The following is a 16705-nucleotide window of genomic DNA, read 5'->3' on the forward strand; positions in this document are numbered from 1 at the left end:
ACTAATATTTCCTTATTAAATACGGTAATTTTGATGTATTGAATACTTTAATTTTAGATGATAAATTAAAAACTGTCTAAATTTAATATGAAAGGAAATAACCTAATGCTGACAATAATTATTGCTTTGCTTCCTGTAATGGGATGGGGATTGATGCCTATAGTTGCGAATCTTAAAAAAAGTTCTCCTTATGAACAACTTTTAGGTACATCTATAAGTGCGTTTATATTTTCCACTATAATAACTTTGGTTATGCATCCTGAGATTACATTTTTTTCATTCTTTGTAAGTATGATTTCTGGGATATTCTGGAGCTTAGGACAACTAATGCAGTTTAAAGCAATTCAAATTACTAGTGTATCTAAAGTAATGCCAATTTCAAATGGTTCACAATTGACTTTTACAACACTATTAGCTGTACTCTTATTTAATGAGTGGACTAGTTCTAAAATGTTCTTGATTGGTTCTTCATCGATATTATGTATAGTACTGGGCATACTTCTTACAAACTATCAAACAAAAAAATCTACTGACAACAATATGTTAAAATGTGTAGGAGTTGTATTATTATCTTCTTTATTTTTAGCATTATATGTTGTAACTAATCAAATATTTTCAATCGAAGGATATAGAATTATATTACCTCAATCTGTGGGTATGTTGATAACTTCATTTATTATTGTGAAGTATTTTTCTAAAGAAATTGTATATAAGGAAAATGTTTTATTTAATTTAATTACTGGAGTACTATGGTCAATAGCAAATTTAGGTATGTTTATAACAACTAATACATTTGGGGTTACAATAAGTTTTTCTATTTCCCAAAGTTGTGTGATAGTAGGCACTTTAGGGGGTATTATATTCTTTAAAGAGAAGAAAAATAAAAAAGAATTGTTTTCTATTTTTCTTGGCATAATATTAATCATGTCTGGTGTCCTTATGCTGAGTATTATAAAATAACTATTTATTTGTTTGAACAATTTTATTTATATATTTAGAGTTAATTGTATTATTAAAAATTAATTATACAATTAAAGCCTGTAAATTTAGTTTTTAAAATTTACAGGCTACTATAATTCTATTTAATCTTAAGTTTTTCATCTTCAACAAGTTTATTTGCAACCCACTCTGTGACTTGACCTGTTATTTTAATACAGTGTTCTTTTCTTTCAGGAGACATAAAGTTATCACCATCCCACTTCTTTGTAATAACTCTACAACATGTTGCACCATACTCTTTCTTAATATAATCATGTAAATCCTTAGCATATTCAAACATCTTTGGATTCATAGTTTCACCATGAACTCTTCCATATACAATACCTAAAGCCATTTCACCTCCAGATATTGCTCCACAAAGACATTGTGCTTTTCCAAGTCCTATTGGAAATCCTGATGCTAACTTAGTTATCTCGGGGCTCAAAGGTTGTCCTAAAGCATCATTTATTGTTTGAAGAACTGCTTCAGAACAAAAAAACTCTCCTTTTCTAAAGTATTCTTCTGCTATTGCTCTAACCTCTTTTACATATTCCTCTTTTGTTTTCATTTGTTTATCCTCCAATAAAATTAAGCTAAATTAAATTTCTAAAATTCATATCACTTTCATCCATTGATATTAATATCTTTACTAAATACGTATATTTAATAATTTTTATTTAGCTTTAGATGTAGTTTCTGATTTACTAAGATATATAATAAATAAAACTAAAACATACAAAATAATCACTGTAGCTATTATCTCTTCTAGTTTAGAAACATATAAAATCCAACTTACAGGATGGCCTGATTTAGTTAGATAACCATTCATTAGTTTCATACCCATTGCACTTATTGCCATAGGGAATGTAAATGCAGCAAAACTTGGATAAAAAGGCAATCTTAATAATTTTGGTAAATACCCCAAAACTATAATATAAAATACAATCGAAAGTATAAATAACAAGTATAATATTACACTATTCTTATCTGAAAAAGAATTAATATATCCAGACAATAGTAATGACCCTGGTGCAGCTAATATAGCTATACTTGGTAAAGATGGTTCAGGCATTTCCTTGATTATCCACACTCTTTTTAAAACTACTGGTATAAGAACTATATAAGATATAAATCCTATCCAAAAAGCAACTTTACCTATTAAAAACTGATTAAATGCTGGTGCTGTAACACTTGCTGCAACTATCCCAACATAGACTATATACCAAGATGGAAATACTGCTTTTATTGAGAATTTAACTAAGAATTTCTTACTAAATAAGATTATCAACACAATATGACCTACAACTCCGATGCTCCAAATTACAATACCTAATTCTAAAGATAATGGTTTTACATATGTAGCAAATATCATCGTTGCCATTGTTATAGTTGGAAATGTACTTGATATTAAGGGGTTTTCTAATTGCTCTTTAACACCCTTTTTTAGTAATACTATTTTTACTATGTAAATTGCATATAAAACAAATCCTATAAATCCAATTACATTACGTAATGATTCACTATAAGATTGTAATAAGTTACCTAAAGTAAATATTGATAAAATCAGACTTGCAATAGGTATAGGATATTTTTTTAAAAAATTCAAATTCTACCTCCTTTGTTACTAAGTTATTTGTATTTTTAATTATATCAAAAAAATGGTCAATTTGACATATTGTGACCATTTTTCTTATATAGAAAATATCTATTAAGTTTAATTTCATTATTATAAGTATCTATATACTTAATATATTAAGGCGATTGGTTTATTTATTTAATATCTAGTAGACTTATTTCTGGTTTGCATATTTTAATGACCATGGACAACTCATCATACACTTCAATACACAAAAACACTTTGAAATATCAATAAGAGACTCTCTTTTACCTGGCAAAGCCCACTCATTTCCATGTATAGCTTTTGCAGGACAGTTTTCTACACAAATATTACAATCTGAACACTTCGAATCCATTAAAGGATATCTTTCAACAGAAATTGGAGCATCTGTAAGCACAGTACACATGCTAAAAGCACAACCATATTCCTCAGTTACAAACAAATTATTTTTTCCCATAAATCCAAGACCACTAATATTTGCTATTGTCTTATGTGGTAAAGTACTAATACCTGATTGCATTGTTGGATTAATATAACCCTTTTCAGAATATCCATGTTCTAGATTATTTTTTTCTGATTGAGAATAAGCTTTATAACCTTTATCTTGAATATATTTTGAAATCCAATCAGCTAACTCTTCTACTTTCTCCTCTTTTTCTAAGAAATCATCACTATCTGTAGGTAAGTTATTATATATATCTGTAACGAATTTTTTTGATAATCCTATACAAAATAAAATTGCTTTAGAAAAACCATGTGTTTGACTTGCTGGAAATTCAGATATATCAATAAAACGAACAATATCTACACCTTTACTGTATAAAATACATTTCAATTCATTATTCATATTTAACTCCTTCCAGAATTAACAAAGTAAAAATAATATTATATATTGGTAGACTTTTCCATTAGCATTATGTTAACCAGTACTTTGTACATTCTTTATTTCTACTCATAAAACCATATTCAATTAAATATCTTCTAATTGTTGCAAAATCATTATATATAGATTTTAAAATCTGATTGACTTCCTTTTCTGAATATTGCTTACCATACTCAAATTTTTCCAAAATCTTAGATAAAATTACAACTTTTTTCTTTTCCTTTGAGGAAAATACTTTTAATTTTAGAGGATTCATACTTTCAAAGGAAGTCTCTAAAATGTGTTTTCTCTCCTCTTCAGTTACTACATATCTTTCGTCAACCATTTTAGCATGTTCATGGATTGGTATTATAGTACTACCTCTATTAGATTTTTCTTCAAATACAGACTCATATAATGCTAAATACAGTTTAGCCTGTTTTGCTTTTTCTCTAAACATAAATTTTTGATGACGAATAGTAGATGTAGATACTTCAACCTTTTTTGCAATTTCCTTATCCGGTAAATCACTAATAAATAATTGAAATAATTGTTTTTGATTTTCAGTCAGTGTGTTATATTTTGAATCACCATTAATCATTTTTTCTAAATAATCACTGTGCTCTAATTCCATATGCAATTCAATAGCCTTTGAAGCTTCAAAGAATCTATCATCTATTCTGTATATTTCTCCCATTTCATATGTTTTTGCACATGTAATGCAAATATAACAATTTAACTCATCATTAAATACATAACCTTGTTTAATATCATTGATAGAAAGATTTTCAATTTTCATATGTATATCTCCATTCTATAGTTTATGTTTTACATAGATATATTATATTAAAGTTTATTTATATAGTCAACATTTTCATTTTTTGTTTATGAAATTCGTTTATTTATTAATTTGAAATTAGAATATAAAAAAAGAAATTCCTCAATTAATAATTAAAGAATTTCTTTTTATCCAACAAACCTATGTGATTAATCTTATAAAATATAAATTTATAGATACTAATCCTATATTTTAGTTTTTTATTTAAACTCAATTATAGTGTCTTTTCCACCTTCAACACTATTACCTACATTATATGTATTCATATTGTACTCTGAATAATTAGTTATTGTAACTGGAGTAATAAGTGATATACCCTTTGATTCAATCAAAGAACGGTTAATCTTCAACATTGGTGTTCCTTCTTTGACCTGTTCACCCACACTTACTAACGCTTCAAACCCTTCGCCTTTTAGATTTACCGTATCTAGACCAACATGAATAAGAAGCTCCATTCCATTTTCTAATTCTATTACAAATGCATGTTTAGTTTCTGCTATTACTGCTATCTTTCCATTAAGTGGCGCATAAACAATGTCTCCTGTAGAATCTATAGCTACACCTTCTCCCATAAGTTTTTGAGAAAATACAGCATCTGGAATTTTAGATAATTCTATTACTTTCCCTGATATGGGCGACTTTATTGATTTCTTTTTAAACATTTTGAACATAAAACATACTCTCCTTCTTTACTTTTAACCATTATTAGCTGCTTTTAGTTTCTCACCTAGACTTCCTCCTGGATGGTATTTATAAAAATCAGCTGAATCAAAATTACTATTTTTAGATAATGCACATGCAATAGAATCTCCTAAAACTAAAGTAATCGTAGATGATGTTGTTGGTGCTAAATTTAAGTGGTCTGCTTCATCCTTTGCTGGATATATTAAAGCATAATCACACTCTGTTGCCAATACTGAATTTCTATTTGAAGTAAATGCAATTGTTTTAGAACCAATTGCTTTAACATACTTTATACAATTCACTACTTCCATAGAATTTCCACTATTTGAGATTAGAATTGTAATATCTTTGCTTTCAATCATTCCCAAATCTCCATGTACTGCCTCTGTTGCATGTACAAAAAAGCTTGGTGTCCCAGTACTGGCAAATGTAGCTGCCAATTTCTTACCTATATGTGCAGATTTACCTACACCCATAAAAATCACTTTACCTTCACAGTTGGCAATTTCATTAACTATACTTTCATATTCAATACCTGCTTCATCTATTAAACATTTTATGGCATTCATTTCAGTAGTCATAACATCAACCATTGTTTTTAAATAGCTCATAACTATCTCCCTTTCTATATTAAATATTTTTTGCAATATAATCTATAGTTTTTTTAATTCTATTTAAACCATCTTCAAGCTTCTCCCTTGAACAGGCTACGTTTAATCGTAAATAAAACTCACTTTCTTCACCATATACATTTCCTGACATAATAGCTACTTCTCCAATATCCATCAATAACTTTTGAAATATCTCACTACTTACCTTAAGGTCAGAAAAATCTATCCAAGCAAAATAACAACCTTCTGGCATAACCAACTTTAATGGCTCTAAATTATCCTTTATATACTTAATTGTATATTCAAGATTATCTTTAAGATATTTTAATAACTCATCCAACCAATATTCACAATCATTATAACAAACCATTGTTGCTAGTATTGCCAGTATTGCAGGTGAGTTTACAAAATCACGATATCTAGTGATATTTTCAAATTTATTTCTCGTACTTTCATTTGGTATAATCACATATGACCCAGTCAATGCTGGTATATTAAAAGACTTCGATGCTGATGTACAAATAAATATAGAATCTAAATAGCTTTCTGCAACCTTTAAAATAGGAGTCATTCTATTATCATACACAATATCCATATGTATATCATCTGATATTATCTTTACATTATTGTCTTTACAAATACCTATCATCTTAGCAAGTTCTAACTCACTCCACACTCTTCCAGTTGGATTATGGGGATTACATAAAATAAATATCTTAGATTCTTTGCACTTTTTCTCGAAATCATCAAAATCAATCAAATAGAATCCATCTTCATTTACAAGAGGTGATTTTATAATATTACGATTATTATTTGCTATAACATCATAAAAAGCATTATATGCAGGAGTATTTATCAAAATTCCATCTCCCTCATCACTGAATATCTCAATAAGTTTACTAATTGAGTACATTACACTAGGACTATAATATATCCAATTACCATCAATATTACAATTAAACCTTTTAGTGTACCAATTCGTAACTGAATCTCTAAAATCCTCATGTTTCCATCTACTGTATCCCAAAACTCTATGATTCAATCTTTCCTGCAAAACTTCTGTTATTTCATATGGAAACTCTAAATCCATATCTGATATTGTAAAAGGAAGTAATCCCTTTTTTCCAAATCTATCTTCTACATAGTCCCATTGGGTACAATATGTACCCAATCGGTCTATTTTTTTATCAAAGTTAATCATTACATGCCTCCAAATGACCTTCCATAGCCTTATCCATTTGCTTTCTTAAAGAGTACACTTGAGTTCCTATAATCACTTGTATTGTGTGCTCGTCCAATTTAACAACTGCTATACCACCAGCTTCTTTAATTGCATCCTCATTTATCAATGATACATCTTCTAATTTTAAACGTAATCTAGTTACACAATTGTCTAATGATAATATATTAGATTGCCCACCTAACGCAGCTATCATCTGTTGTCCTTTATATGTAGATAAATTTTTAAAATCTGAACCATTTCCTTCAGATACTTTTAGCTCTTTATCCTCACGTCCTGGAGTCTTTATATTAAACTTAATAATTGCCCACTTAAATACAAAATAGTATATTGCAAAGTATAAAGCTGCTACTAATACTGCTATTGGCCATCCTGTAGCTGTTCCTCTTAACACACCAAAACTTATGAATGCAATTAAATCTCCTGTGAATCCCATTAATACACCTAAGTATGGAAGTACCATGTTTGCTAAACCATTCATAAATGTATGGAAAGCAAATAATGCTGGTGAGATAAATAAGAATAAGAATTCTATTGGCTCACTTATACCACCTATAATAACTGTCAACACTCCTGATATTAAAAGCCCCTTAAGTGCTTTTCTATTTTCTGGTTTTGCTGTACGATATATAGCTAATGCAGCACCAGCTAATCCATATTGAATCATTAATTTACCTTGTTCCATTTTACCAGCTAAATCAAGAGGTATAATCTGATTATTCTCTACATATGCCATAAACATATTCAATGTACCAAAGTATGTTTCTCCATCAATAACAGCAGTTCCACCTATTGGTGTAAAACGGAATACAGATGTTACAAGATGATTTAATCCAAATGGAATTGTAACTCTTTCTGCCACTGCGTATGAGAAATATCCCAATGGCCCAGCTGAAGAAATCCATTTTCCTAAATTTTGGAATGCATTGAAAAATGGTGGCCAAACAATAGGTATTAATAATCCGACAATACTCATAACTATTAAACTCACAATTGGAACTAGTCTTGGCCCACTGTAGAATCCTAATGATTCTGGCATTTTTAAATTACTAACTTTATCATATATTGCATAAACAATTAGACCTGCTACAATACCACCTAAAACACTTGTATTATATGTTTGTATTCCCATAATCATAGCTTGACCATTAGTTGACATTTGGTCTACTGGTACTAATAAATCAGCTCTTGTTAAATAAAAATTCGTACCTATATGCATTGCTATAAATCCTACTAGACCTGAAAAAGCTCCAAACTCTTTTTCTTTTTTTAATAATCCCAATGGAATTGCCATTGCAAATAATGCTCCCAAATTATTAAATGCAAATAATCCTATTGTCAGCATGAAATTTAAAATCATGTTGACATATTCATTTCCTAAAAACGGAACCATGGCAATCATCTTAGGGTCTGTAAAACCTGCACCAAGTCCTAACATCATCCCTGAAACACTAAGTAGTGCTATTGGGAACATAAACGTTTTTCCTAACATTTGGAAGAAGTTCCATAAACCTAACTTATTTTTTTTCATAATTTTACCCTCCTATTTTCATCTAAAAACATAATCAAATTTATAGAAAAACCTAAATCAAAAAACTCAATCCAATAATTAAGTTCAATGATTTAGGTTTTGCCTGCTCAATCAGTTACAATCCTAAAATTCACTGTCTATATTTAATAAAAAAACCTAAATCAAAAAACTTAACCTAATAGTTAAATTCAATGATTTAGGTTTTGCCTGCTTAACCAGTTACAATCCTAAAACTCACTGCTTGTATTTAATAAAAAAACCTAAATCAAAAAACTTAATCTAATAGTTAAGTTCAATGATTTAGGTTTTGCCTGCTTAACCAGTTACAATCCTAAAACTCACTGTCTGTATTTAATAAAAAAGCCTAAATCAAAAAACTTAATCTAATAGTTAAGTTCAATGACTTAGGTTTTGCCTGCTTATCAGTTACAATCCTAACAACCACTGTTTGTTATTTTATTTATGTGAATCATTAGATATAATTCTTCTTCTTTACTAATTTTATATTCAAATCTGTCTAATACCAATGCTGCAATTTCCTCAGTACATATTTTAGGTTTATTATAATTTTTATTCACCAACTTATACATATCTTCAATATCACTATCTTTATAAGTTTCTTTTCTTAGAATCCTTTGAACAAAAAACTTTAAGTGAGTTATAAGTCTAGTGTAATTTAGTGAATTTACATCTAATTTAAACCCATGTACTTCTTCAATTATCTGAATAACTTGTTTTGAAAACTCTAGTATATTAATACCTTCATCCTTCTGAGAATTCTCCAACCCATTGATTATATGAATAGCTATGTATCCAGCTTCATCTTCAGGCAATTTTATTCCTATCTTTTTTTCAATTTCATCAATTGCCCATAACCCAAATTCAAATTCTTCTCTATAAAGTTGTTTTGTCTCATTCAATATTAAGTTTGGTAATTTTATACCTTGTTTTTCTCTTTGGACAGCGAATTCTATGTGACTAGTTAAGGCTAATATTATTGAATCATTCACTTGAGTATTTAAAACTTCATTAGCCTTTTCTATAATTTCTTCTGAAATTTTAAAGTATTCAATAGAGGTCTTGTTAAGTATTTGATTGTATTTGTCTTTTTGATTATCTTGAACAAAATATTTCTTAGAAATCAAATTTTCATCTATCAAATCTCCTACTTTTTTCTTGAATCCAACTCCAGCACCAGTAATAATTATTTCTGTGCCATCTTCTAGGGAGCTTACTACTACATTGTTATTAAATATTTTTTTTATATTCACTATAAATCCCCTCTAAAAAAAATCTCTCATCACAATTACATAGTATATTATATTTAATTTAATGTCAATATTTAAAATTTCATTTTCGAATATATTTTGCATTTTCCCCTATAATACTACAATAACAAAATATTTTAAATTCCCTTAATTAAATTGTCATATTTTATCGTTTTTTTATTTAAATATATTCAAGTATTTCTTTTGTGTATTCAATTAATTAAAATTACTCTATATTTTATCTTCTAAAACTAATTTTTAATTATTTTCCAGTATTTTTAAGTATTTTAATTTAAAAAATATATGCTTTTATTGAAATTCAGATTATAGTGTATTGCTAATATTTTCTCAAATATATATGTATTAAATAATATAACTTTTAATTTTCATAAATTAGACTATATTTTTTATAATATTTTTTATAACTTTATTTGTATTATATTTTTTGTTTTTCTGTTGAATTATAGTACTTGTTTATCTCCTATAACTTTAAAAATACTTTTTTTAATTATTTACAATGCATTTTCATTTCTTTTATTTTAGCTACATCTTTACTATTTTTATAAGATTACTATTCATGTCTATTACTATCTTCAATGAATATTTAACATTTTATGTAAAATTTATAAAAAAATGTATATAAATTTAAATAAGTGACTATACTAAAAACATGATACGGATAACCAATAAGTTCAACCTATCTCCCCCAAAATAGAATGAGTTACAGTTTCCCCCAACTGTAGCTCATTTTCGTGTAATTTAATAGTTTAATCTATCTCATTATCTCTACTTTTTATAAACATTAATTTTCCATTATTTATTCCCCATAACTCATCAGCATATAAAGCAATTCTATCAAAAGTTGTAGCTATTATCACACATTTATTATCTTTAGATGCTAGTTCATAAAATACATCTACAAAACTTTTTTCACTTTTATCATCAACATTTTCTATAATATCATCACAAATTATTAAATTTGGATTATTAGACAGTGCCCTAGCAATACAGACTTTCTTCTTATCATAGTGACATAAATCTTTCACTTTGCAGTTTACTTTCTCTTTATCAATTCCTACTTTTTCTAGAATCTTATATATAATTTCATTCTTATTCTTTTCTCTATTTCCACCAATTAGCATAGTCAGAATAATATTATCTAAAACAGTAGCATTATTTAACAGATTATAGTCTTTAAATATTGCACCTATATGTTTACTTCTATAAATATTTTTATTTATACTTTTTAAATTTTCACCATTATATATAATACTTCCACTACTACAATCATTAAGACCTGCTATTGTAGATAACAAAGTACTCTTTCCTGCTCTAGTTTTTCCTATAATAACATACATTTTTCCAGTTTCAAATTCTACATTCACATCTTTTAATACAAACTTACTACTGCCCTCATATTTATAATTAACATCAATTAATTTAAGTATTGGCAATCTGCATCACCTAATTTATATCATAAATTATTTGTATTGGCTTGTACATAATTGTACTATATATTGGTATTACACCATTCAACAATATAAATATCATTGCCATAATAATTATATTAAGAATAAAATTTAAAATAGATTTATCTTTTAAACTTTTCATTTCTTGCTTGATACTATTATCATTTATATTTATATCTCCCACATAATCAGATAAATAGTCATTATATGTTATATTGTATTTATATTGATATTCAAAAACATAATTTGATATTGCTTTTTCTGATATACTTGCAATTCCTAATCCAAGTATAATACATATAAAAACCATTATGATACTTTCATAAATAAAACTTCTAATTATCTTAAACTTAGACATTCCAATTAGTATCAATACTCCTATATCATATTTTATTTTTTTTATTGATATTACATAGCTTACCATCAATAATATCGACCCTAACACTAATATTCCAAGAGTAGATGTAAAAGCTACACTAGACAAATGTTTTATTGGTGTCATTAATTTATAATATGCTGACTCATCTATAGTAACTTTATAGATTTCACTTAGCCCCTTATTTCTTAATTCTTCCTCAAAAACCTTTCTACTATTAGAATCTTTAAGTAAAAAACTAGCACTTGTATAAAGTATCTGATTTTCTGGTTTAATCTTTTTTTCAAACTCAACTAAAGTGTCATATGAGGTTAATATATTGTTGTGTGTACTTATGTCTTGAGTATTTTCTACTTTATTGCTATGTTTTTTCTTATATAGACCTACTATTTTTAGATTTAACTTCACATTAGTACCATAATCATTTAGCAAAGATATTGTATCTCCAACCTTAAACTTATTAGTTTCTAAAAAACCTTCACTTACTATACACTCATTTTCGTTTTGAAATACTCTTCCTTTACTTATATCTAAATTATAGTATTTGAGACTTGTATTTTTATCCGTAAATCCCATAACTACATAGTTTGTTACTATGTTATCATAGACAAGATTTTTATCATTCCTAACTACATGTTTTTTATTATTGTCGAGATATACCATAAGATTCCCTATAAGTGATATTTTTTTTACATATTTTGATTTTGAAAAATTTAGATAGTCGTCCAAATTTAAAATATCATATCCTCTCAAAGATTCTGCTGAATCATTTTGGACAATCTTTTTTTCATTAATTTTAATGCTAACCTCTGACTCAAGTTTTTTCTCATATTTTTGCTTTATAATAGATGTACTTAAATTTATTATTGAGAAAATAGCTATTGATAAAACCATTAATAACATAATAACTATACTAAATGAACTATGAACTTTATTTCTAATCAAATTTTTGATTGCATTATTTAAAATATACACTTTATATCTCCTCTTATTAATTGAATACTATGTTAGCAATATTATTATAATTTTCATTAATTCTTACCTATATTCTTTAAATACTAAATAAAATGTTGAGCCTTTATTTTCTTTACTTTCAACCCATATAAAGCCATTACATAAATTACATACATGCTTTACTAAGCTAAGACCTATACCATATCCATCTTTATTTAGTTCATTTATTCTATATCTATCATAAAATATTTTATCTATATGATGTTTATTCATTCCAATACCATTATCTTTTACCAATACAATAACACTGCCCTTTTGATTTTTTACATTTACATATATATCTTTACCTTCTCCATACTTTATTGCATTATCTAAAAGATTGGATACTCCTCTATAAATCCACTTTTCTTTTCCATAGATACTCATATTTTCATCTTCATCAAAATCAAATTTTAAATTACTATACACTTTAGAATAATTATCACATACTTGTGCACATATTAAGGCTATATCAACCTCATACATATCCTCATTATTTTTTATATCACTTATTGCAAGTACATCTTCTACGCTATTTGAAACTTTATCAAGAGTATTTAATAACTCCTTATTTCCATCAAGCTCTAAACTTGTTCTCAATATAGATATAGCATTTTTTTGTTCATGTGATAGATATGAATTCAATCTTTTATAATCCTCAATATGAGAATCAAATTTATTTTTTAAATCTTTATATACTCTAGACATAATAGGGTCTATACTCAATATTTCATTCTCATCTTTAATGTTATTTATATTATTCAATATTTCTATTCTTTCTTTAAATTCCAATCGATTTAGTATCGCTAAAAGTATAAAGTTAGATGTTACTATAAAAGCAAAAAATAGTATCATCACTACATTAAAATTATTCTTAAGTATTAAATTATAATTATTCATTGCTATTTTATCTGTATCATACACATTATCTAGGGCTATCTCACCATTAAATGGAGTTAGTTCTTTATAAACCGAGTTCTTATCTGTATCAGGTGTGTTTATAATATAATTTATACCTATTGTAAAAATTATAAAAACTATAACAGAATATAAGATTAACACTATAGTTTTTTTATCTTTTAATCCTTGCATATAGAATATCCTATCCCTCTAGTTGTTATTATTATCTCTTTACCTGCCTCTTCTTTTAATTTCTTTTTTAATCTAGCTATAATGTACCCTTAATACAGATGATAATGGGTCAAAATATTCATCATAAACGTGTTCTGATATATCTATACTTGATACAATATTTGGATATCTACTTGCAATATATTCTGCTATATCAAATTCTTTAGTCCCCAACTTTACTTCTTTATCATATACATACACTTTTCTTGATGCTGGATTTATTGTAATAGGTCCTGCTTTTATATCTGGATTTGTTCTACCATAAAATCTTCTTATAACAGCTTGTATCCTCGCTCTTAATTCTATAATTTGAAATGGCTTTACTATATAATCATCAGCACCTAAATCAAGACCTTTAGCTAACTCATTTACTCCATCTCTCGCAGTTACAATTATTATTGGAGTATTTAGATTATTGCTTCTAAAAAATTCTAATATCTCTATTCCATCTTTATCAGGTAAATTTAAATCTAATAATATAGCATCATAGTCATTTATAAATGCTTTTTCTTCTCCATCTAATCCACAATTTGCTATATCTACTACAATCCCTTCATTTTCCAGACCTGACTTTATATTATAAGAAAGTTCCTTATTATCTTCTATTATTAATACTCTCATATAATCATCTCCTAAATAAAATATCAATCTCTTTATTATATATAATGAATGTTTACTGAATGTTAATCTAACTCTATAACTATTTATATTTTAAACAAAACTCAACTTTATTATTATTTAAATATTTGTACTTGTCAAATTCGAGTTGACTCAATCCAGCCTTTAAATATCTCTAGTAAGATATTTAATAATCAATTCACAAATATTAATAAAATCAACAAACAATTTAATAGGCATTAATTAACAAAACCTCTTCTAAAAACATAACATATATTAAACAAGCTCTTGATTAAAACTTAAGCTTGTTTAATAAAAAATAAAATAGTTTATTAGATAAGGAGTTTTTTTATGCCATTCATGGATTTATTAGAATACATTGAAGGTGCAAATCTTAAAGTTAAAACTAAAAATGGTGAAACTGTTAAAAGAATATATTTTAACAACTCTGCTACTCCATTAGTTTTAAAAAACGTGGTAGATAATTTAAATTGTGAGATTCCTTGGCTTACTTATATCAATGCTCCAGGAATAATCTCAGAAAAAAATACTTTAGAATATGAGAATGTACGACATACTATTCTCAAGCTTATTGATGGAGATAAAGAAAAAGACTCTGTTATTTATGTGAAAAGTGCTACAGAGGGAATCAACTTATTAGCAGAATTTTTTAAGAAAGAAAATTCAAATAAACTTGTTATTACTACAGCAATGGAGCATATGGCTAATTATCTGCCTTTTAAAGTTAATTTTCCTACAAAGGTTGTTGGAATTACAGAAAAAGGAGAACTTGATTTGTGTCAATTAGAAAATATGCTTAAAAATAATGCTGGTAATGTATCTCTTGTTACAGTCACAGGTGCTAGTAATGTTACAGGTATAACCACTCCTATATATGAAATAGCAAGAATGGCTCATAAGTATGGTGCCAAGATATTAGTAGATATTGTTCAAGTAATTCAGCACAAACCTTTTTCAATGATGCCATATGAATGTGATGAGCATATAGATTTTATTGTTTTTAGTGGGCATAAATGCTATTCCCCACTAAATGGAGGTGCTCTAGTAGGCCCTAAATCATTCTTTGAAAAATTTACTCCTGCACTATATGGCTCAGGTTCTACCAAGTTTGTATCCGACGACAAAATAATATATGCAAATATCCCACAGCGTTTTGAAGCAGGATATCCAGAATATTTTGGAACTCTTGCAATGGGAAAAGCACTAAATACTTTAAATAAAATTGGTCTAAGCAGAATTTCAAGATATGAAAGAGAATTATTTTTATATACTAAAGAAGAATTGAAGAAAATACCCAACGTGATAATATATGGAGATAAATCAAACAATGTAATTATCCCAAATATATCTTTCAATATAAGTAATATGTATTATAAAGATGTCGCAAAATATCTAGTTAATAACTTTGGAATAGAAACTGGAGCTGGATTAGTAGGAGCAGATATTTATGTACAAAGACTATTAGGTATAAGCTCAAAAGAAGCATACATCAGATTTATGAGGGAAAATCCTGTAGGTCTTGTTAGGATAAGTTTAGGAATGTACAATACTTTTGATGAGATAGATAGATTTATATATGCTATTAAAACTTTGGCTTTTAAATAAGATTTTTCTATTCTTTTTCAGCAATAGATAAAGATTAATCTTATTGCCACATAAAAAATGAACTATATCAAAATACTTTTAATCATCAAAAGAGATACATTTTTTATACAAAATCTATATAATATTCAATGTAAAAAGGTGAATTCATCTACTAGAATTCACCTTTTTACATTGAATTTTTATTTTTAATAACCTTTCCTTTTTCTTTTATATAAATAATATATCATTAGATAATATCATTAACAATTAGGCACTTATTTGTAACCACTTCAACGATTTATATTATATAAATATAAACAAAAAAACTCACTGTGATGAGTTTTTTGTTTGCATATGAGATTTATTTTAATTACATATATGATTCAACTTTCTTTTTCAAATTATCTTTAGGTATGAATCCTATTAATCTATCTACAGGTTTTCCATCTTTAAATATTATTACAGTTGGTACTGTAGATACTTCAAATTCTTGAGCTAATTCTATACTTTGGTCTATATCCACTTTTAAAAAATTTGCTTTTTCAGCCATCTCATTTCCTAATGCTTCATATACTGGTGATAACATCTTACAAGGTCCACACCAAGTTGCGAAGAAATCTACAACCACTAATCCATCTTTATTTTCTACTTCGTTTATAAATTCATTGTTATTTATTATTTTTGACATAACATATATCTCCTTTATTGTTTTCTTGATATTAATATACTACGACCCATGTAACAGTTCAATTAGTCACTTTTTTGTAACTACTCATTTTTAATAGCCTTAATCTTACACCAGGTATAATTGTAATGTTAAATATTTATACTATAAACTTTTATTTTTCACTTAATTCTAGTTGACATTTCACTATTTAAGTTA

Annotated in this window: 16 protein-coding genes; 2 read left to right on the forward strand and 14 right to left on the reverse strand. The window is 26.9% G+C overall.

Annotated elements, in window-relative coordinates:
- Positions 1-105: 105 nt before the first annotated feature.
- Positions 106-960 (forward strand): GRP family sugar transporter, encoded by an 855-nt coding sequence (locus KGF38_RS00440; protein WP_074179865.1) that lies wholly within the window; start codon positions 106-108, stop codon positions 958-960.
- Positions 961-1078: 118 nt separating this feature from the next.
- Here the strand turns inward: KGF38_RS00440 and KGF38_RS00445 are convergent, their stop codons facing one another.
- The 13 genes from KGF38_RS00445 to KGF38_RS00505 form a co-directional block, all read right to left on the reverse strand.
- On the reverse strand, positions 1079-1546 hold the full coding sequence (locus KGF38_RS00445) for a C-GCAxxG-C-C family protein (protein ID WP_054277503.1): 468 nt from the start codon (positions 1544-1546) through the stop codon (positions 1079-1081).
- A 105-nt stretch (positions 1547-1651) separates the two neighbouring features.
- Positions 1652-2584: a TDT family transporter gene (locus KGF38_RS00450; protein ID WP_054271543.1), complete on the reverse strand. Its 933-nt coding sequence runs from the start codon at positions 2582-2584 to the stop codon at positions 1652-1654.
- 184 nt (positions 2585-2768) lie between these two features.
- On the reverse strand, positions 2769-3443 hold the full coding sequence (locus KGF38_RS00455) for a 4Fe-4S binding protein (protein WP_074179866.1): 675 nt from the start codon (positions 3441-3443) through the stop codon (positions 2769-2771).
- A 67-nt stretch (positions 3444-3510) separates the two neighbouring features.
- Positions 3511-4257 carry a DUF2087 domain-containing protein gene (locus KGF38_RS00460; RefSeq protein WP_074179867.1) on the reverse strand — a complete coding sequence of 249 codons (747 nt, stop codon included), beginning with the start codon at positions 4255-4257 and terminating at the stop codon, positions 3511-3513.
- A gap of 239 nt (positions 4258-4496) precedes the next feature.
- Positions 4497-4967 carry a PTS glucose transporter subunit IIA gene (locus KGF38_RS00465; protein WP_054277507.1) on the reverse strand — a complete coding sequence of 157 codons (471 nt, stop codon included), beginning with the start codon at positions 4965-4967 and terminating at the stop codon, positions 4497-4499.
- Positions 4968-4991: 24 nt separating this feature from the next.
- Positions 4992-5591, reverse strand: coding sequence for a KpsF/GutQ family sugar-phosphate isomerase (locus KGF38_RS00470; protein ID WP_054271547.1), 600 nt, complete (start codon positions 5589-5591; stop codon positions 4992-4994).
- Positions 5592-5610: 19 nt separating this feature from the next.
- Positions 5611-6792, reverse strand: a complete 1182-nt coding sequence (locus KGF38_RS00475; RefSeq protein WP_074179868.1) for a MalY/PatB family protein — start codon at positions 6790-6792, stop codon at positions 5611-5613.
- Complete coding sequence (locus tag KGF38_RS00480) at positions 6785-8362, reverse strand: PTS transporter subunit EIIC (RefSeq protein ID WP_054271548.1); 1578 nt, start codon at positions 8360-8362, stop codon at positions 6785-6787. Before KGF38_RS00480 ends, KGF38_RS00475 begins: the two co-directional genes overlap by 8 nt.
- A 434-nt stretch (positions 8363-8796) precedes the next feature.
- Positions 8797-9633, reverse strand: coding sequence for a PRD domain-containing protein (locus KGF38_RS00485; protein WP_054271549.1), 837 nt, complete (start codon positions 9631-9633; stop codon positions 8797-8799).
- A 764-nt stretch (positions 9634-10397) separates the two neighbouring features.
- On the reverse strand, positions 10398-11084 hold the full coding sequence (locus tag KGF38_RS00490; RefSeq protein WP_074179869.1) for an ATP-binding cassette domain-containing protein: 687 nt from the start codon (positions 11082-11084) through the stop codon (positions 10398-10400).
- 10 nt (positions 11085-11094) lie between these two features.
- Positions 11095-12450, reverse strand: a complete 1356-nt coding sequence (locus tag KGF38_RS00495; RefSeq protein ID WP_074179870.1) for an ABC transporter permease — start codon at positions 12448-12450, stop codon at positions 11095-11097.
- A gap of 63 nt (positions 12451-12513) precedes the next feature.
- The gene (locus KGF38_RS00500; protein WP_074179871.1) at positions 12514-13560 is read right to left on the reverse strand and encodes a sensor histidine kinase; all 1047 of its coding nucleotides are present in this window, start codon (positions 13558-13560) and stop codon (positions 12514-12516) included.
- A 72-nt stretch (positions 13561-13632) separates the two neighbouring features.
- The gene (locus KGF38_RS00505; protein WP_227832060.1) at positions 13633-14220 is read right to left on the reverse strand and encodes a response regulator transcription factor; all 588 of its coding nucleotides are present in this window, start codon (positions 14218-14220) and stop codon (positions 13633-13635) included.
- Positions 14221-14568: 348 nt separating this feature from the next.
- On the opposite strand from KGF38_RS00505, the gene KGF38_RS00510 reads away from it, so the two are divergent.
- Entirely contained in the window at positions 14569-15843 is a 1275-nt protein-coding gene (locus tag KGF38_RS00510; RefSeq protein WP_074179872.1) for an aminotransferase class V-fold PLP-dependent enzyme, read from the forward strand.
- Between the two features lie 349 nt (positions 15844-16192).
- Here the strand turns inward: KGF38_RS00510 and trxA are convergent, their stop codons facing one another.
- Positions 16193-16510 carry a thioredoxin gene (trxA, locus tag KGF38_RS00515; protein ID WP_054271551.1) on the reverse strand — a complete coding sequence of 106 codons (318 nt, stop codon included), beginning with the start codon at positions 16508-16510 and terminating at the stop codon, positions 16193-16195.
- Positions 16511-16705 lie beyond the last annotated feature (195 nt).

Source organism: Clostridioides sp. ZZV14-6387 (genome assembly GCF_020657835.1).
GTDB lineage: Bacteria > Bacillota > Clostridia > Peptostreptococcales > Peptostreptococcaceae > Clostridioides > Clostridioides difficile_A.